Origin of the sequence: Microbacterium sp. MM2322, assembly GCF_964186585.1 — a bacterium.
Lineage (GTDB): Bacteria > Actinomycetota > Actinomycetes > Actinomycetales > Microbacteriaceae > Microbacterium.
In genome coordinates, this window is sequence record NZ_OZ075067.1 from 1803390 (window position 1) to 1821581 (window position 18192).

Sequence of the window (18192 nt, forward strand, 5' to 3'; positions counted from 1 at the left end):
GTGCTCTACCTCGATCACGCCGCGACCGGCCCGGTGCGCCCCGAGGTGCGGGCGGCGATGCTGCCGTTCCTCGGCGAACGCTTCGGCAACCCCTCGAGCCACCACACGGTGGGAGAGGATGCCGCCGCTGCCCTCGACGACGCTCGCCGCCGCGTCGCGGCCATCGTCGGGATGCGCCCGGGCGACATCATCTTCACGTCAGGAGCGACCGAGGCGAACAACCTCGCGATCAAGGGCGTCGCCGTCGCGTCGCTCCTCCGCCGCGGCCGCCCCGGTCACATCGTCACGAGCGCGATCGAGCACGAGTCGGTACTCGCGTCGGTGGACTTCCTCGAACGGGTGCACGGCGTCGCGGCGACGCGTCTCGACGTCGACGGCGACGGCCTCGTCTCTCCCGACGTGCTCGCGGACGCTCTGCGCGAGGACACCGTGCTCGTCTCGCTCGGGTACGCCAACAATGAGATCGGGACGGTGCAGGATGCCGTGGCCCTCGCCGCCGTCACGGCGGCGGCCCGCATCCCGCTCCACCTCGACGCCGTCCAGGCGGCCGGCTGGCTCACCCTGGCGGGCACCGGGGCGGATGCGCTGTCGATCGCGGGCCACAAGATCGGCGCCCCGCAGGGCATCGGGGTGCTGGCGATTCGCGGGCGGGTCCCCCTCGAACCGCTCCTGCACGGCGGCGGGCAGGAACGCGATCGACGCAGCGGCACCGAGAACGTCGCCGGCGCGGTGGGGCTCGCCGGCGCGCTCGAACTCGCCGAGGCGGAGCGCAGCGCGGCGGCCGACCGTGTCGCCGCACTCCGCGACGCGTTCACCGCGCGGGTCCTGACCCTCGTTCCCGAAGCTCGGCTGACGGGGCATCCCTCTCGCCGGCTCCCGGGGACAGCGAGCTTCACCTTCGCGGGAGTCAGCGGCGAAGCGGTGCTCCTCGAACTGGAGCGTCGCGGCGTCGTCTCCTCGAGCGGGTCGGCCTGCGCCGCCGGCAGCGACGAGCCCTCGCACGTGCTGCTCGCTCTGGGCATCGCCCCCGAGGTCGCGCAGACCTCCGTCCGGTTCAGCCTCGGTCACCATGCTGCGGTCGATCCGGGTCCGCTCGCCGATGCGGTGGCTGCATCGGTAGCGGCGGTACGATCGCGATGATGAGCACCCCGACCGTCACTGTGATCGTGCCCGGACGCGACGTCGGCGCGTTCGCAGAAGAAGCCCTCGCTTCCCTCCGCGCCCAGACGCGCACCGACTTCCGCGCCATCCTGGTCGATGACGCGTCGCGTGACACCACGGCGGAGATCTTCGCCGAGGTGGCCGCGCAGGATCCGCGTTTCACCCTCGTCCGCCACGAGGTGGCACGGGGTCTCGGCGCCTCCCGGAACGAGGCGCTCGACCTCGTCGACACCCCTTACGTCGGGTTCTTCGACGCCGACGACATCATGACCCCGGGAGCGCTCGAGGCCCTGGTCGGCAGTCTCGAGGAATCGGGCAGCGATGTCGCCGTGGGCGCGTACGTGCGCCTCCGAGCGGATGCCGCGGGTCACTACGCCCCGGGCATCGTCCAGCCCTGGGTCGCGGCATCCACCTCACCCGCCCGACGACGCACGACGCTCGCAGAGCACCCCGACGTCTCAGGCAACATCGTCGCCTGGTCGAAGATCAGCCGGATCGACCTCTGGCGTCGCGAGGGGCTGCGGTTCACCGAGGACAAGGCGTACGAGGACCAGGTCGTCGCCCAGCGTCTCTACGCCGCCGCGGCGGCGGTCGACGTGATCCCCGATGTCGTCGTGCACTGGCGCGAGCGCGCCGACGGCACCTCGATCACGCAGCGACGTCACGCGGTGCCCGTCCTGCAGGACTACCTCGAGGGCATGCGCGACGGTCTCGCGGTGCTGGATGCCGCCGGTCACCCGGCGGCGGCGCGCTCGCGGGTCCGCCTCATCCTCGACATGGACGTCCCCGCTCTCGTCCGCGTCGCCGAGCACCACCCCGACGACGTGTACCGGCAGCTGCTGGGCGCCTTCACGCGGGAACTCAGCGATCGCGCCGTCCGCGAGAACGTCACACTCGACGAGGCATCCGCTTCGCTCCTCGCAGAAGCGCGCACCTGGTGAGAGCGGCCTAGCTCGCACCCTCGATGCGCCCGGCCGCGACCTGCTGCGCGGCGAGCTCGGCGTACAGACCGCCCGCCGCAAGGAGCTCGGTGTGCGTCCCGGACTCCACGATGCGGCCGGCCTCGACGACGTGGATGACGTCGGCCGCGATCACCGTCGACAGGCGGTGCGCGATCGACAGAGTCGTTCGACCGCGCGCGGCCTCGTCGATCGCCTCTTGCACGACCCGCTCCGAAACGGTGTCGAGCGCCGACGTGGCCTCATCGAGAAGCAGGACCGGCGGATCCTTCAGCAGCACACGAGCGATCGCGATGCGCTGCTTCTCGCCGCCCGAGAGCCGGTAGCCGCGCTCGCCCACGACCGTGTCGTAGCCGTCCTCGAAGCCCGCGATGACGTGGTGGATGTTGGCGGCGACGCACGCGGCTTCGATCTCGGCATTCGTCGCATCCGGCCTCGCGTAGCGGAGGTTGTCGCGGATCGACGCGTGGAAGAGGTAGGTCTCCTGCGAGACGATGCCGATGCGGTCGATCACCGACGCCTGGGTCAGCCCACGGACGTCGGCTCCGGCGAAGAGGACCGCTCCCGCCACCGGCTCGTACAGGCGCGGCGCGAGGTACAGGATCGTCGTCTTGCCGGCGCCCGACGGTCCGACGAACGCGACGTGCTGCCCCGGCTCGGCGACGAACGACACCCCGTCGAGGGTCGCGGGGCTCTGGGGCCCGGCATCCGGATATCGGAACGACACGTCGCGGAACTCGATCCGTCCCACCGGACCGGGTGCGTCGGCGACATCGATCGCGTCGGCGGTGTCGGCGATCGCGGGACGGAGGTCGAGGTATTCGAAGATGCGGGCGAAGAGGGCACGGGAGGTCTGGACGTCGAGGGCGACCCGCATGAGTCCCATGAGCGGCATGAGCAGCCGCGCCTGGACCGTCGTGAATGCCACGACCGCGCCCGCCGTGATGGGGACCGAATCGCCCGTGATGAAGAAGCCCGCGACGAGGTAGATGATCGCGGGGACCGAGGACATGATGATCTGCACGACCGCGAAGAAGCCCTGGCCGCTCATCGCCTGCCGCACCTGGAGGCCGATCTGGGTCCGGTTCTCCGCGGCATAGCGGTCGGACTCAGCGCCCTGGCGGTTGAAGGACTTCGACAGCAGGATGCCGGAGACGCTCAGCGTCTCCTGCGTGATCGCGCTGAGCTCGGACAAAGACTCCTGGGTCTGCCCCGCGATGCGGGCGCGCACCTGGCCGACGCGGCGCTGCACGAGGATCAGCACCGGCATCATGACGACGGCGATGAGAGTCAGCCGCACGTCGATCAGCAGCATCGCGACGAGTGCCGAGATGACCGTGACGGTGTTGCCGAGGATGCTCGTCACCGTGTTGGTGAGGACACCGGACACCCCGCCCACATCGTTCTGCAGACGCGATTGGATGACGCCCGTCTTCGTCCGGGTGAAGAAGCCGAGGTCCATCGCCTGCAGGTGTGCGAACAGCCGCACCCGCAGGTCGCCCGTCACGCGGTTGCCGACCGTCGAGGTGAACCACGTCTGCGCGATGGCGAGGCCGGCTCCCAGCACGAACAGCCCGATCATCGACAGCACGAGAATGCCGAGCAGTCCGAGCCGCGGAGAGGATCCGTCGACGGGGAACAGGGCGTCGTCGAAGATCCGCTGGACGAGGAGTGGCGGGATCACGCCGACCGCCGCGCCCACGACGACGAGGACCGCGGTCACCGCGAGCCGAGCACGATAGGGACGGAACAACGCCACCACTCGACGGCCGAGATCCGGGACCTCGGGCGCCGATGCGTTGCGCCGCCGCTGCGCCTCTTCGTCGACCGCGCGGAACCCGCCCCGACCGCCCCCGGGTCCGCCCATACTCATGACGTCACCATAGCCCCGGGCCGAGGTCGTCGGCTCCGCCGGGAATGGACGACGCCGCTCGCCCGTTAGGCTGAACGATCCGCGTCGCTTGCGCTCTCGTGCGCCGACTGCCGTCACGCTCCACCCTGATCACGTTGCCGGGCTACCGCAGAGCACTAGCCGCAACCTCCCACGCGAAGGACCCCCGTGCCCCTTTCGGACACCGCCACCACACCCACCGTCTCGCCGGAGCCGGCGCCCACCAGGACCGGCCCAGTCATCGCCCTGCTCGTCGTCGCAGCCTTCGTCGTCATCCTGAACGAGACGACGATGAGCGTCGCGCTGACCGACATCGTCGCCGACCTCGGCATCACCGTCGCCACGGGCCAGTGGTTGACCACCGGGTTCCTGTTGACCATGGCCGTCGTCATCCCCCTGACCGGCTTCCTCCTCGAGCGGTTCCCGCTCCGCGCCGTCTTCTTCACGGCGATGAGCCTGTTCGCCGCCGGCACCCTGATCGCCGCTCTCGCGCCCGGATTCGAGTTCCTCCTGGCGGGTCGGATCGTGCAGGCGAGCGGCACCGCGATCATGATGCCGTTGCTGTTCACGACGGTGCTCAACATCGTTCCGCCTTCCCACCGCGGACGGATGATGGGCACCATCACGGTCGTGATCGCCGTCGCCCCCGCCATCGGCCCGACCGTGTCGGGCCTGATCCTCTCGACGCTCACCTGGCACGCGATCTTCTGGGTGATGCTTCCCATCTCCCTCGTCGCGATCGCCCTCGGCGCGGTCTGGGTCAAGAACGTCACCGAGACGCGACCCGACGCGCGCTTCGACGTGCTGTCCGTACCGCTCTCCGCGCTCGGTTTCGGTGGACTGATCTACGGCTTCAGCGCCATCGGGGAGTCGGCTTCGGGTCACTCGCCGGTACCGGTCTGGATCCCCCTCGTCGTCGGCGTCGTGGCACTCGCCCTCTTCGTCCTGCGCCAGCTGCACCTCCAGAAGACGGACAGCGCGCTCCTCGACCTCCGCACCTTCCAGACGCGCGCCTTCTCGCTTGCGGTCGTCCTCGTCGTCGTCGTCTTCGCGGCGTTGTTCGGATCGATCGTCCTGCTGCCGATCTATCTGCAGCAGGTGCTCGGCCTCGACGTCCTCGGCATCGGCCTGATGCTGCTGCCCGGCGGCATCCTCATGGGCGTCATGGCCCCGTTCGTCGGAAACGCCTTCGACCGCTTCGGCCCGACGCCGCTCGTGATCCCCGGCATGGTGATCGCCGCCGGCGCGCTGTGGGGCATGACCATGTTCGACGCGACCACGGCCGTGCCGTTCGTGATCGCCGTCCACCTCACCCTGAACCTCGGACTCGGGCTCACCTTCACGCCGCTGCTGACCTCCGCGCTCGGGTCGCTCCCCCGCCGCTTCTACCCGTATGGGTCGGCGACCGTCGGAACGCTGCAGCAGGTGGCAGGCGCGGCGGGCACGGCGCTGTTCGTCACGATCATGACGGTCACGACGGCCGCTCGCCTCGCCGAGGGCAGCGACGAGGTGCTGGCGAAGGCCGACGGCGTCCACTCGGCGTTCCTCGTGGGCGCGATCGTCGCCACCGCGGCGGTCGTGCTGGCGCTGTTCGTGCGCAAGCCCGCCGCGATCCACGAGGATGACGCTCCCGCCATCGCGCACTGACGGCGTGGCGGGACGGGCGGCTCCGACGGCGTGCGTCAGTTAGAGCTGCAGCATCCTCCGCCGCAGCACGAGGCGCCCTCGTCCAGAAGCTCCACGGCGTCCTTGTCGTCGGTCGCGTTCGTGAGCGTCGCGATCGGCTGGAGGGACGGGGTCGGCAGGTTCGAGGTGGCCATGGCGTCCATGCTACGCCGCGTAACCGGCGTCGGCTCAGCGGTCAAGGGCCTGAGGACCGCGCACCGCCCCGCCTAGCGTCGAGGCATGAGCACTCTCACCGGAAAGCGCGTCGCATTCCTCGCGACCGACGGATTCGAAGACAGCGAACTGACGTCGCCGTGGCAAGCCGTGACGGATGCCGGGGCGACCGCCGTCCTCATCGCCCCGAACACCGGGAGCATCACCGGCAAGAACGGACACGAGCAGCCCGTTGACGCCACCTCCTCGGATGCCGAGGCGGCCGACTACGACGCCCTGGTTCTCCCCGGCGGCGTGGTGAACGCCGACGATCTCCGCCTCGACGCCGCAGCCGTCCGCTTCGCACGCGACTTCTTCGCCCAGCACAAGCCGGTCGGCACGATCTGTCACGCCGCGTGGCTGCTGGTCGAGGCCGACGTGCTCGGCGGCCGTACGCTCACGAGTTACCCGAGCCTGCACACCGACCTCGTCAACGCCGGGGCGACGTGGCAGGACGAGGAGGTCGTCGTCGACGCCGGACTCGTGTCGAGCCGCACTCCCGACGACCTGCCCGCCTTCAACCGGAAGCTGGTCGAAGAGATCGCGGAAGGGCGCCACGCCGCGCAGACAGTCTGAACGCCGGCATCCGACGCCTCCGTCCGCGACTCAGTCGCGCGTCGGAGGCGTCGCGCGTCGACGGACGGCCACGACCGCGATCACGGCGACGCCCACGACCACCACAACGACGACGCCCACGACGAGCGGCACGATCGACGCCGCGTCGTCCGTCGCCTCGGGCGCGCCCTTGACCGACTGCAGCGGCTCCGCGTCACCGACGGCGAACGGGATCTTGCCGCTGATCGGGTGGCCGTCGCTCGACACGACTCGCCACTCCACGAGGTACCCCGCATCCGGCATCCCCGAGTCCAGCGGCAGGGTCAGCGTGTTGGTGTCGATGACGGGGTCCCCCGCCGCCCAGTCCTTACCGTCGGCATCCCACACCACGACCGTGGCGCCTTCCGGCATGATCGCAGCGGAGTACGTCAGCACGACGGATGCCGGGGCACCGGCGAGCTTCTCGTTGGCCGACGGCGTGCTGCCGAGCAACTCGTCGTGCGCCGACGCCGGCGCGGCGACTGCGAGCACCAGCAGCGTGGCGATGCCGGCGGAAGCGAGCGCGATGCGGGACAGCGCGGAGCGGAGGCGGGCAGGGCGGAGCCGGGCAGCGGTCATACCTCCACCCTGCCATCGGTCGTTATGGACCGGCTGCGTCGCGCAGAGTTACCCCGCCGCGCGACGATCGGCAAGCCCCGTCTGTGCGGTGGGAGCCGCCCGTAGCGTGAACTACCGCGAACACCACTCGAGGAGCCCAGATGAACGACCACGACGAACTGCCCGATGCCACAAACGATGACGCAGACGGGACGGCGCACCTGGACGGTCCCGAGGACCGCGGTGCGCCATCCGCCGAAGCGCACTACGTCGTGACCGAGCACGACGGGACGACCAGGGTCGACATCGCGGATGACGCCGTCTTCCGGCCCGGGCCGGGACCGGGTCAGCCCGAGGCCGAAGCCGGCTGACACCGCCGCCCCGGGCTAGATCCCGACGAGGTCCTGGGGCCGGGTGCCGTAGACGGCCAGATAGTGACTCGTCAGGGAGGGGACGGTGAATCCCCAGCGCGAAGCGATCTCGCGAAGATCCGCCACCGAGCCGATCGCGGTCGCGGCGAGGTCGGCGTGTGCGGCGTCCAGCCGGACCGAAGTCAGGTGCTCCATGGGCGTCCTCCCGGCGACCGAGTGTGCGAGGAAGGCCCGGTGGAGCGCAGCGCTTCCCACACCGGCCGCCGCTGCGGCATCGTCGACGGTGATCGGGAGCGATGCGTTCTGCTCGAGGAACGAGACCGCCGTCCGGTACGCCCGCTGCTGCTGAGCGACGCTCTCGGCGCGCCCCCGACGATCGCCGACGAGCGGGAACGCCTCCAGCGTCGTGACGGCGATCGAACGGAACAGGGCCGCCCTCGCGAGGTCGTTGTCGAGCGAGTCCTCGGCAGCGAAAGCGAGAGTGGATGCCGAACGCCAGGCGCGGAGCAGCCCCGTGTCGACGGCGCGAGTCGTCTCGAACCTGAGGGTGAGCGTGTCGTCGTTGTAGACCGTCCGGGCCAGGTCCGTCAGGGCGCCTATCGGGAGGGCGACGACCCGCACCCGGGTGTCCTCGAGGCGGCACGCGAGCGTGGCCCCCGGCTGGAACAGGACGGGTTGCGCGGCGTCACCGCGTTCTCCGTCGATTTCCCACTCGTACCGAGCATCGCTGTGGACCACGATGACGGCGTCCAAGTCGCACTCGGCACGGTATCCGCCGCGGATGCTGAGGCGTCGCAGAGCGAACGTGTCGTCGCCGACGCTCGATTCCTCGAAGACCAGGTCTTGCGCATCGAGGTCCACGCTCCCGTAGCTGCGGTGGATGTACGACTCCGCCTCACCCACATCGGCCGAACGGAAATGTTCCCGGACAGCTGCCACCCTGTCTCCCTCCCCGCATCGCGCGTATGCACCTCGCCAGCGCCCTGGCACTCCTCATCCCATCATGCGGCGAACTGCGGCGGGTCATGCGCATTCCGGATCATGTGCGCATAATGGATATCACGAACGCGGAGAGGACCCTGGTGGGCAAGTTCATCTACAACGACCGCATCCGAGCGGAATTCGAGGATCGTCTCCTCGCGCATCTCCAACTCGTCATCACGACGAAGCTGCGTCGCGGCGAGGCGTTCACCTTCATGTGGCGGAACGATCAGAGCCTCGGCGACGGTCGCCAGGTGGTCTGGCTCCATCCGGGGGCTGACCTCAACTGGCAGTACTTCGGCAGCCGCCAGCCCTCGCTCAACCCCGCCTGGTTGGATGCGCTCAGTCACGTCGCGAATTCTCCGACAGGCCTCTACGTCGTTCCTGAGCCGCAGGGCGCCACCGCTCGACCGCTCAGCGAAGCCATGGATTGAGTACGTGAAAATGAGCCATGGCCACTGACGACGCCTCCCCCGTGCTCGACACGATGCGGGAGGCGTTCGACGTCGATTCAGCCGGCGAGGTCCTCCGGTACGTCGCGTCGGGCGCGACCATCCGTGAGGCGGATTCCGCCTTCTCGCTGCGCCAGCGGACCCTCGGAGACGAACGGCTGCGGCTCACGCGCCTTCGCACGACGGGCTTCCTCCATGCGCACGTCGATGTCTCGGGATACGTGGCCGTCGGACGCGTGAACAGCGGCGGGGTACGCGCGCGGTGCAACGAGTCCCCCCTCGATGTCAGCGCCCCCTTCCTCCTCACCCCCGGCTCCGCGGAAACGTGGTCGTCGACCGTCGAGGCGGACGCGATCGGCATCGACCTCGCCGCGCTCAGCGCATTCACCGGCCGAGATCTGACCTCCACGGGACGTTTCCCGCACACGGGTGCGCTGTCGCGGGACCTCCTGGACCACTGGGAATCGACGATCGCCCACGTCGGTCGGATCTTCGACGACGATGCGCTCCTGCGCAACGACCTCATCCGGCAGGCGGCCGTCGACGCGGTCTTCGCCGCGACGGTCAGCACCTTCGGCATCGATGCCGAGACGGCCGATTCCGGCGGCGGCTCGGCAGCCGTCGCTCGTGCGACGGACTTCATCGACGACCACCTCGGCGAACCGCTGAGCGTCTCCGACATCGCCGCGGCGGCCCGGCTCAGCGTGCGCGGGCTGCAGAACGCATTCCAGCGGACGCTTGGCGTCACGCCGGCATCGTACGTCCGCACTGCCCGGCTCGCCGCCGTGCACCGCGACCTCCGTTCAGCGGATGCCGACGCGATCACGGTGTCCGAGATCGCCCGCCGCTGGGGCTTCGCCCATCTGCCGAGGTTCGCGCAGCACTACCGGGCGGAGTTCGGCGAACTTCCCCACGAGACCCTCCGGAGCTGACGCCCCGGGAGAAGCTCAATCCCAGCCGAGGTAATCCTCGATCTGGAAAGCGGTCTCGCCCGGGTGCGTCATCGGGAACAGGTGTCCCGCGTCCGGCAGCCGGACGACGCTCGTGCGGTCGGCCGCGGTCGCCTGCAAACCGTCACCGTTGGCGGGCGGCGTGATGGGGTCGTCGGAGCCCTGGATGATCAGGATCGGCAGCGACGTCGCGAGCGTGGCCCACTCGGCGACAGGCGTCGATGCGAGGGCCGCGCTCTGCAGCTCCTCGACGTCGAGGTCACGGGACCGCGCGAAAACGTCCCATGCGAGGGCGACGTCGATACCGGGGCCGACGAGCGCGCGGACGGCGTCGGCGTCCGGCGCGTCCACCGGCGCTGAGAAGGCGATCCGGAGTGCGCGCGCGGCGTCGTCCGAGAGCGGACGGGTGGCCTCCACGCCGAGCAGGAGGACTCCGCTCGCGCGACCCGCGTGGTCGAGGGCGACGGTCCGGGCCACAGCGCCGCCGAAGGCATGCCCGCCGATCCACGCCGAGCCGATCCCGAGGTGGTCGAGCACGTCGATGACGTCCTGCGCCAGGTCGTGCATCGAGGCCGCGGCCCCGCCCGGGCGGCGCGAGCCGATGCGAACGATGCGGAAGCCCTCCTCCTCGAGGATGCTCGCCAGGCCGCCGAGGTAGGCGACGTCGAGGCCCTGAGCGGGGATGAGGACGAGGGCGGGACCCTCTCCCTCATCGATGAACGGGATGGCACGAGCGTCGGCGTCGAACACCTGGCGCTGAATCTGTGTCATGGGAGGCTCCTCAGTTGTTGAAGCGGAACTCGACGACGTCGCCGTCCTGCATGACGTAGTCCTTGCCCTCGAGGCGTGCTTTACCCTTGGCGCGCGCCTCTTGGACGGAGCCCGTCGCGACGAGGTCCTCGAACGAGATGACCTCCGCCTTGATGAAGCCCTTCTCGAAGTCCGTGTGGATGACGCCCGCGGCCTGCGGTGCCTTCCAGCCCTTGCCGATCGTCCAGGCGCGCGCTTCCTTCGGACCCGCGGTCAGATACGTCTGAAGACCCAGGGTGTCGAAGCCGACGCGGGCGAGCTGGTCGAGGCCCGATTCCTCCTGCCCCGTCGAAGCCAGCATCTCCGCAGCATCCTCCGGGTCGAGCTCGGCGAGCTCGGACTCGATCTTCGCGTCGAGGAAGACGGCGTGCGCCGGCGCGACGAGCGCGGCGAGTTCGGCCTTGCGGGCGGCATCCGTCAGAACGGCCTCGTCGACGTTGAAGACGAAGATGAACGGCTTCGCGCTGAGAAGGCCGAGCTCGCGGATGGGAGCGAGGTCGATACCGGATGCCGCGAGAAGCTCGCCGCGTTGGAGCGCCTCCTGGGCGGCCTTGGCGGCCTCGAGGACCGCGGGGTCGAGCTTCTTGCCGCGGACTTCCTTCTCGTACCGGACGATCGCCTTCTCGAGCGTTTCGAGGTCGGCGAGCTGCAGTTCGGCGTTGATCGTCTCCATGTCGTTCTTCGGGTTCACGGCCCCGTCGACGTGGACGACGTCGTCGTCCGCGAAGCCGCGGACGACCTGCGCGATGGCGTCGGCCTCGCGGATGTTGGCGAGGAACTTGTTGCCAAGGCCCTCACCTTCGCTCGCGCCGCGGACGATCCCGGCGATGTCGACGAACGACACGGTCGCGGGGAGGATGCGCTCCGAGGAGAAGATCTCCGCGAGGGTGTCCAGCCGCGGGTCGGGCAGATTCACCACGCCGACGTTCGGCTCGATCGTCGCGAAGGGGTAGTTCGCCGCGAGCACGTCGTTCTTGGTGAGAGCGTTGAAGAGGGTGGACTTGCCGACGTTGGGCAGTCCGACGATTCCGATGGTGAGAGCCACGGGCATCCACTCTACGCGGCGGATGCCTCGGCACTGCGCCCCTGGTCCGTCGGGACGGTGACGGCGCGCCTCCGCGCCCACGGCGCGCTCGGCGGAGAAGGTGGAGGACATGGGCTTGGACTTCACCGCGATCGACTTCGAAACGGCGAACTCCTCAAGCGCGTCAGCATGCTCGGTGGGCCTGGCGAGAGTGAGGGACGGCCGTGTCGTCGCCTCGGAGGGCTGGCTCATCCGGCCGCCCGACGGTCACGACCGCTTCTTCGAGATCAACGTCGGCATCCACGGCATCCGCGCATCCGATGTCGACACTGCTCAGACATGGTCGGAACAGCTCCCCCGCCTGCTCGACTTCGTGGGCGACGACGTCCTCGTCGCCCACAACGCCGGTTTCGACATGCGCGTCCTCCGGAGCGCGTGCGAGGCCACGGGCCACGTCCCACCGCCCGCGCGCTACCTCTGCAGCGTGCACGTCGCCCGGAAGACCTACGACCTCCCCTCCTACCGTCTGCCGTTCGTCGCTGCAGCCGCGGGCCACCTCGACTTCGCGCACCACGACGCGACCGCCGACGCGCTCGCCTGCGCACAGATCGTCATCGACGCGGCCGCCCGCGCTGGCGCCGGCGACCTCATCGAGTTGGCGATGCTGTTGGGTGTCCGCATCCCCCAGATCCCCCAGCCGGTACCCGCCTCCGCCGCCTGACCCCGGCCCGGGCCGCGCGGCGGCGCTCCGATGTCGGGGGCCTCGTGCACGATGAACGCATGGATGCCGCCTTCGTCACCGTGCTCGCCCTGGTCTGCCTCCTCGCGGGTGCTCTCGCCGCCGGAGCGTTCGTCGCCGCGCGCGAAGCGAACCGGCGAGTCGGCCTGCAGGCACGGGCGTCCGCCGCGGAGGCCGCGCGCGACGCTTTGCAGACCCAGCTCGACCAGCAGCGTGCGCTCCATCGCGAGGTGACCAGCCGCGTCCACGCCGAACAGGCCACCCGAGACGAACGGGAACGACGCGAGCAGACCGTGTTGCGGGCGCTCGCGCCGGTCCAGGAGACCCTCGCCGCCATGCAGCAGAAGGTGGATCATCTCGAGCGCGACCGGCAAGAGCAGTTCGGCTCACTCGCCGAGCAGCTCCGCCAGGCTCAGGAGTCCGACGAAGCGCTGCGCGCCACGACCGAATCCCTCGCCGGCGCTCTCCGCTCCAATGGCACCCGCGGCGTCTGGGGCGAGACGCAGCTTCGACGGATCGTCGAGTCGGCCGGTCTCATCCGCTACGTCGATTTCGACACCCAGACCTCCATCTCCTCGGATGCCGGGGGCGGGCGACCCGACTTGATCGTGCGCCTCCCCGGCGAGAAGGCACTGGCTGTCGATGCCAAGGCCCCCTTCGACGCCTATCTCGAGGCAAGCGCCATTCCGGTCACCGCGGTCGGAGAAGAAGGCGCACGGCGCTCTCGCCTGCTGGCGAAGCACGTCGCCGCCGTACGGACCCACATCGACGCGCTGGCGAAGAAGCGCTACTGGGCAGGGATGCCGTCGAGTCCCGAGTTCGTCGTCTGCTTCATCCCCAGCGAGTCGCTTCTCGCGGCCGCCCTGGAAGAGGACCCGTCGCTCCTCGAGTACGCGTTCGGCCGACGCGTCGCGCTCGCCTCACCCGTGAACCTCTGGGCCGTGCTGAAGACGGTGGCTTACACCTGGACGCAGCAGGACGTGTCGACCGAGGCCCGCAGACTGTTCGATCTCGGCAACGAGCTCTACCACCGCCTCGGCTCTCTCGCCGGTCATGCGGATGACCTCCGCCGCGCCATCGAGCGCACGGTCGACAGCTACAACCGATTCGCCGGTTCGCTCGAAACCCGCGTGCTCGTCAGCGCGCGACGCTTCCCCGGCATCGATGACACACAGCTCGACACGCTCACGACGCCCTCGCCGATCGAATCCACCACGCGTCGCCTCACGGCGCCCGAGCTCCTGGACGGCCTGGATCAGACCGCCGATCTCGGGGAGCTGCGAGAGCGACTGTCGGACGAGGAGCGGGTCAGGCGGGGAAGAACGTCATGAGGCCGACGACGCCGAGCGACACGGCGACGAACGCACCGATCAGCCACCATGCGTTGACCTCGTGGCCAGGAGGCATCCGTCGCCGCAGCAGCACGTCGGGCCGGCGCGCCGGGTCGTCGATCACAGGAATCTGAGCCGTGACCGGACGCGGCCCGGTGGTCGTCTGTCCGACGATCGGGATCTGCCCTGTCGGCGTGACGGGCAGATGACCGTTGAGCGAGAGCTGACCCGTGCGCGGGTCGCTGGATGCGGTGGACATCTGAACTCCTGAGGGGCGGTGGCGAGTGCCGGGAATCGCTGACACCACGGCCATTGTGCCAGAGGGGTCGGCTGCGTTCCTGGGTTGACGCTCTCAGCGCGTGTCTCCTCCGTGCACCCGCGCGGCGCGGTGACGCGTCACAGCCACTTCGACGTGAGGTGCTCCGACGAGATCCGACGGAGGGTGCCGGAGGCGCCGCGGAGGACCACGCTCTCGGTGTAGACGAAGTCACCGGCTCGCCGGACGCCGCCGACGAGTTCGCCGTTCGTGACGCCCGTCGCGACGAAGAGCGTGTTGCTCCCGCGCACGAGGTCATCGGCTTCGTAGACGTGGTCGTCGAGCTTCAGCCCCGCATCGATCCCGCGCTGCTTCTCGTCGTCGTCGCGCGCCCAGAGTCGTCCCTGGATGTGTCCGCCGAGCGCTTTGATCGCACACGCGGTGACGATCCCCTCGGGGCTGCCCCCGATACCGACGCACATGTCGGTGCGGGCGTTGTGGCGCGCGGCGTTGATGCCGCCGGCGACGTCACCGTCGCTCATCAGGCGGGTCCCGGCGCCCGCCTCACGGATCTCGTCGATGAGCTTCGCGTGTCGGGGACGGTTGAGCACCGAGACGACCAGTTCATCGACCGGCTTGTCGAGCGCCTTCGCGAGGCGGCGGATGTTCTCCGCGATCGGAAGGCGGATGTCGACGACGCCGACACCCTCAGGCCCCGTGACGATCTTGTCCATGTAGAACACCGTCGAGGCGTCGAGCATCGCGCCGCGGTCGGCGACCGCGATCACCGACAGGGCGTTGTTGCGGCCCTCCGCCGTCAGCGTCGTACCGTCGATCGGGTCGACGGCGATGTCGCACTGCGGGCCGCGCCCCGTGCCGACACGCTCGCCGTTGAACAGCATCGGCGCGTTGTCCTTCTCACCCTCGCCGATGACGATCACCCCGTCGAAGTTGACAGTCGTCAGGAACGCCCGCATCGCGTCGACCGCGGCGCCGTCGGCGAGTTCCTTCTTCCCGCGCCCGATGAAGGGAACGGATCGGATCGCGGCCGCTTCCGTCGCGCGGACGAGCTCGAGCGCGAGGTTTCGGTCGGGATGCAGCGGACTCATGTCGGCAGTCAGGCTCACCATGGGCTCAGCCTAAGACCGCCCACCCCGTGAACACCCCGTTTCCGACGTCGGCGAGGCGAAGGAACGGCGAATCTTTCCGCCCGCGAAGACAGCGCCGCTTCTCGATGCGGCGAACCGCACCGGAGGCGACCGCATCCCTTCGATAGAGTTGCGGGGAATCACCGACTTCTCCGAGGAGCTGACATGCCCGTCGCCACACCCGACCAGTACGCCGACATGCTGGACCGCGCGAAGGCAGGCGGCTTCGCCTACCCCGCGATCAACGTCTCGAGCTCGCAGACCATCAACGCCGTCCTCCAGGGCCTGACCGAGGCCGGCTCCGACGGCATCCTCCAGGTCACCACCGGCGGCGCCGACTACTTCGCCGGACACACCGTCAAGGGACGCGCCACCGGCGCGCTCGCGTTCGCCGCGTACGTCACCGAGGTCGCGAAGAACTACCCGATCACGGTCGCCCTCCACACCGACCACTGCCCCAAGGACGCCCTCCCGGGCTTCGTCCTCCCCCTCATCGAGGCCTCCGAGGCCGAGGTCAAGGCCGGACGCAACCCGATCTTCCAGTCGCACATGTGGGACGGCTCGGCCGTGCCCCTCGACGAGAACATCGAGATCGCCAAGCAGCTGCTCCCCCGCATGAAGAACATCAACTCGATCCTCGAGATCGAGGTCGGCGTGGTGGGCGGCGAAGAGGACGGCGTTCAGCACGAGGGCTCGAACGACGCGCTCTACACCACCGTCGCCGACGTCACGAAGGCCGTCGAAGCCCTCGGTCTCGGCGAGAACGGCCGCTACATCTCGGCGCTGACCTTCGGCAACGTCCACGGCGTGTACAAGCCGGGAGGCGTCAAGCTCCGCCCCGAGCTCCTCGGCGAGATCCAGGAGGGCATCGCCGCGCACTTCGGCACCGGCGCGAAGCCCCTCGACCTCGTCTTCCACGGCGGCAGCGGTTCGTCGGATGAGGAGATCGCGGTCGCTGTCAGCAACGGCGTCGTGAAGATGAACATCGACACGGACACGCAGTACGCCTTCACCCGCTCGGTCGCCGGCTTCATGTTCGCCAACTACGAAGGCGTGCTGAAGCTCGACGGCGAGGTCGGCAACAAGAAGCAGTACGACCCCCGCGCGTGGGGCAAGGTCGCGGAGTCCTCGATGGCCGAGCGCGTCGTCGCGGCCACGCAGCAGCTCGGCTCGGCAGGCAAGTCGCTCGGCGTCTGACCCTGGCGGAAGCGACGAAGCCCCGGTCCCTCGTGGACCGGGGCTTCGTCGTGAGGACTCAGTACGTGGCGGTACCGAGGACGTCCCTCGGGTACAGCGAGTACCTGACGCCGTCGACGGTGAACGCCGTGTGAAGGTGAGGGCCGGTCGAGCAGCCCGTCGAGCCGACGGCTCCGATGCGCTGCCCCGCCGCGACGGTCTGGCCCGTCTTGACCGAGAAGGCGCTCAAGTGGGCGTAGACCTGCTCGAGGCGCGTACCGTCGACGGTCGAGGTGACGACGACCTCTTTCTGCTTCGTCTTGTTCGGCGCCCACGACGGACAGCCCGACCGGATCCACACTTCGCGAACCGAGACCTTGCCTCCGCGCATCGTGTAGACCGGGGTTCCTGTCGGAGCGGAGATGTCGTCGCCGCTGTGACCGGAGTACGTCGTGAACTTCCCCGTGGGCCGAAGTGGGTAGGCCCATCCGAAACGGCCGGGAACGGATGCCGCGGCTGCCGTCGCGTCGGGCTGCGCCGCCATCTGAGCGCTCGTCCAGACGCTGTCGCCGTTGCCGTCGATGAGGCGGAGGACGCCGTCGTTGCCGAGGACGGCGCCGGTCGCCCCGAGTCCTCCGCTTCGCGAGCTCCACATCGCGACGTCGTACTGGTCCAGCAGAAGCAGTTCGCCGTCGGTCGTGAAGGTGAGCCGCCCATCGAGCGCTCCGGTCGTTCTCGCGGTGCGGACGAGCGCGTACCCGCGCGTCAGCGCGACGTTGCCGTCACCCAGGCTGCCGAAGGCATAGCGGCCGTCGGGCGACGTCAGCCGCACCCCGGGCCGGAGTGTCGTGCCCGGTGGCATGAACGTGCCGAGCGACCAGGACACCGCCTTGGCGGCGGAGGTCGCCGTCGCGGAGCGGTAGGCGGGACGGTTGGCGGTCACCGACACGGAGACCGAGCGTCCCGCGACCCACGTCGGGACCTCCCATGTTCTGCCCGTCGCACCCTCGACCGGATTGCCGTCGACCCGCCACTGGACGAGGAGCTCGGCCGGGGCCGGCTGCCACGTACCCGGGTTGACGGTCAGGACCCTGCCCGACGCGGCCGTTCCACTGATCGTCGATTTCGGCGTCGAGGAGAAGGTCGCCACCACGCGGACCGGTGCCGAGGCCCGGGCGGCTGAGGTGTACCCCGCCTTCGTCCCGGTGACACGCACCGAGACGGCGGCTCCCGCATCGGCGCCGACCAGTCGGTACGTGCGCGCCGTCGCGCCGGAGATCGGGATGCCGCTGCGTAACCACTGATAGCCGAGGGCCACGCCCGCAGGGGCCCAGGTACCGGGCGCTGCCGTCAGCGTCGATCCGACCGTTCCCGTGCCGGAGACCGTCACGCCCGACGGCGCACCGAGGACGCGGGCGACGGCGACCCCCGCGCTCGTGCGGACGAGGGGGGCGTAACCCGACTTCGTGACGGTGATGCGGACGGAGACCGTCGCTCCGGCATCCGCAGCCGTCGTCGTGTACTTCGCACCGGTCGCACCGGTGATCGCCGCGCTCCCGCGAAGCCACTGGTAGGCGGTGGCGACGGGGGCGGGACCGAAGCCGACGACCGAGGCTGTGAGCGTGGCACCGACCGACGGGCTGCCGGAGACGCTGACCGTGCCTGCGGTGAGCGGAAGAGAAGCGGACGGCGACGCCGTCCCGGTGGCGGCTGGCCGCGGGGTTTCAGCGGCGACCGCGATGCTCGGCCCGGACAACAGGAGCGCGAACAGCGACACTGCGGCGATGGCGGTGGAGGCGAACCTCCGAGATGTGCCGGTCACGGTTCCCTCTCGAACAGAGCGCGCGAGGGAGAACCCGCAGCAACCGCAAAAGTACCAGGTGAGGAGCCTGTCCTCCAACCTCCCCGCCGCG

Annotated in this window: 19 protein-coding genes; 10 read left to right on the plus strand and 9 right to left on the minus strand. The window is 69.7% G+C overall.

What is annotated here, in order from left to right; translation table 11 throughout:
* Together ABQ271_RS08855 and ABQ271_RS08860 are read left to right on the plus strand one after the other, a co-directional pair.
* Positions 1-1140: a cysteine desulfurase family protein gene (locus ABQ271_RS08855; protein WP_349308412.1), complete on the plus strand. Its 1140-nt coding sequence runs from the start codon at positions 1-3 to the stop codon at positions 1138-1140.
* Positions 1140-2102 (plus strand): glycosyltransferase family 2 protein, encoded by a 963-nt coding sequence (locus ABQ271_RS08860; RefSeq protein WP_349308413.1) that lies wholly within the window; start codon positions 1140-1142, stop codon positions 2100-2102. The genes ABQ271_RS08855 and ABQ271_RS08860 overlap by 1 nt, the downstream gene beginning before the upstream one ends.
* A 7-nt stretch (positions 2103-2109) precedes the next feature.
* Here the strand turns inward: ABQ271_RS08860 and ABQ271_RS08865 are convergent, their stop codons facing one another.
* A complete protein-coding gene (locus tag ABQ271_RS08865) occupies positions 2110-3993 on the minus strand; it encodes an ABC transporter ATP-binding protein (RefSeq protein ID WP_349308414.1) in 1884 nt (627 codons plus the stop codon).
* 186 nt (positions 3994-4179) lie between these two features.
* On the opposite strand from ABQ271_RS08865, the gene ABQ271_RS08870 reads away from it, so the two are divergent.
* Positions 4180-5658 (plus strand): MDR family MFS transporter, encoded by a 1479-nt coding sequence (locus tag ABQ271_RS08870; RefSeq protein ID WP_349308415.1) that lies wholly within the window; start codon positions 4180-4182, stop codon positions 5656-5658.
* A 35-nt stretch (positions 5659-5693) separates the two neighbouring features.
* Here ABQ271_RS08870 and ABQ271_RS08875 read toward each other — a convergent pair whose 3' ends face one another.
* Positions 5694-5831: a hypothetical protein gene (locus ABQ271_RS08875; RefSeq protein ID WP_349308416.1), complete on the minus strand. Its 138-nt coding sequence runs from the start codon at positions 5829-5831 to the stop codon at positions 5694-5696.
* A gap of 85 nt (positions 5832-5916) precedes the next feature.
* On the opposite strand from ABQ271_RS08875, the gene ABQ271_RS08880 reads away from it, so the two are divergent.
* Positions 5917-6465, plus strand: a complete 549-nt coding sequence (locus ABQ271_RS08880) for a type 1 glutamine amidotransferase domain-containing protein (protein ID WP_349308417.1) — start codon at positions 5917-5919, stop codon at positions 6463-6465.
* Between the two features lie 30 nt (positions 6466-6495).
* On the opposite strand, the gene ABQ271_RS08885 is transcribed toward ABQ271_RS08880, so the two are convergent.
* Positions 6496-7062, minus strand: coding sequence for a copper resistance CopC family protein (locus ABQ271_RS08885; RefSeq protein ID WP_349308418.1), 567 nt, complete (start codon positions 7060-7062; stop codon positions 6496-6498).
* A 140-nt stretch (positions 7063-7202) separates the two neighbouring features.
* Between ABQ271_RS08885 and ABQ271_RS08890 the strand changes: the two genes are divergently transcribed.
* Complete coding sequence (locus ABQ271_RS08890; RefSeq protein WP_349308419.1) at positions 7203-7412, plus strand: hypothetical protein; 210 nt, start codon at positions 7203-7205, stop codon at positions 7410-7412.
* A gap of 15 nt (positions 7413-7427) precedes the next feature.
* Here the strand turns inward: ABQ271_RS08890 and ABQ271_RS08895 are convergent, their stop codons facing one another.
* Entirely contained in the window at positions 7428-8351 is a 924-nt protein-coding gene (locus tag ABQ271_RS08895; RefSeq protein ID WP_349308420.1) for a hypothetical protein, read from the minus strand.
* Between the two features lie 143 nt (positions 8352-8494).
* Between ABQ271_RS08895 and ABQ271_RS08900 the strand changes: the two genes are divergently transcribed.
* Together ABQ271_RS08900 and ABQ271_RS08905 are read left to right on the plus strand one after the other, a co-directional pair.
* The gene (locus ABQ271_RS08900) at positions 8495-8827 is read left to right on the plus strand and encodes an ATP-dependent DNA ligase (protein WP_349308421.1); all 333 of its coding nucleotides are present in this window, start codon (positions 8495-8497) and stop codon (positions 8825-8827) included.
* A 17-nt stretch (positions 8828-8844) separates the two neighbouring features.
* On the plus strand, positions 8845-9777 hold the full coding sequence (locus ABQ271_RS08905; protein ID WP_349308422.1) for a helix-turn-helix transcriptional regulator: 933 nt from the start codon (positions 8845-8847) through the stop codon (positions 9775-9777).
* Between the two features lie 15 nt (positions 9778-9792).
* Here the strand turns inward: ABQ271_RS08905 and ABQ271_RS08910 are convergent, their stop codons facing one another.
* Positions 9793-10566, minus strand: coding sequence for an alpha/beta fold hydrolase (locus ABQ271_RS08910; RefSeq protein WP_349308423.1), 774 nt, complete (start codon positions 10564-10566; stop codon positions 9793-9795).
* A gap of 10 nt (positions 10567-10576) precedes the next feature.
* On the minus strand, positions 10577-11650 hold the full coding sequence (gene ychF, locus ABQ271_RS08915; protein WP_349308424.1) for a redox-regulated ATPase YchF: 1074 nt from the start codon (positions 11648-11650) through the stop codon (positions 10577-10579).
* A 109-nt stretch (positions 11651-11759) separates the two neighbouring features.
* On the opposite strand from ychF, the gene ABQ271_RS08920 reads away from it, so the two are divergent.
* Together ABQ271_RS08920 and ABQ271_RS08925 are read left to right on the plus strand one after the other, a co-directional pair.
* Positions 11760-12350: a 3'-5' exonuclease gene (locus ABQ271_RS08920; RefSeq protein ID WP_349308425.1), complete on the plus strand. Its 591-nt coding sequence runs from the start codon at positions 11760-11762 to the stop codon at positions 12348-12350.
* A gap of 59 nt (positions 12351-12409) precedes the next feature.
* Positions 12410-13699: a DNA recombination protein RmuC gene (locus tag ABQ271_RS08925; RefSeq protein ID WP_349310877.1), complete on the plus strand. Its 1290-nt coding sequence runs from the start codon at positions 12410-12412 to the stop codon at positions 13697-13699.
* Here ABQ271_RS08925 and ABQ271_RS08930 read toward each other — a convergent pair.
* Positions 13677-13958, minus strand: coding sequence for a hypothetical protein (locus ABQ271_RS08930; protein ID WP_349308426.1), 282 nt, complete (start codon positions 13956-13958; stop codon positions 13677-13679). The two genes, ABQ271_RS08925 and ABQ271_RS08930, sit on opposite strands and share 23 nt — an antisense overlap.
* 137 nt (positions 13959-14095) lie before the next feature.
* A complete protein-coding gene (glpX, locus tag ABQ271_RS08935; protein ID WP_349308427.1) occupies positions 14096-15085 on the minus strand; it encodes a class II fructose-bisphosphatase in 990 nt (329 codons plus the stop codon).
* A 183-nt stretch (positions 15086-15268) separates the two neighbouring features.
* On the opposite strand from glpX, the gene fbaA reads away from it, so the two are divergent.
* Entirely contained in the window at positions 15269-16300 is a 1032-nt protein-coding gene (gene fbaA / locus ABQ271_RS08940; RefSeq protein WP_349308428.1) for a class II fructose-bisphosphate aldolase, read from the plus strand.
* Between the two features lie 58 nt (positions 16301-16358).
* Here the strand turns inward: fbaA and ABQ271_RS08945 are convergent, their stop codons facing one another.
* Positions 16359-18101, minus strand: a complete 1743-nt coding sequence (locus tag ABQ271_RS08945) for a peptidoglycan DD-metalloendopeptidase family protein (RefSeq protein ID WP_349308429.1) — start codon at positions 18099-18101, stop codon at positions 16359-16361.
* Positions 18102-18192 lie beyond the last annotated feature (91 nt).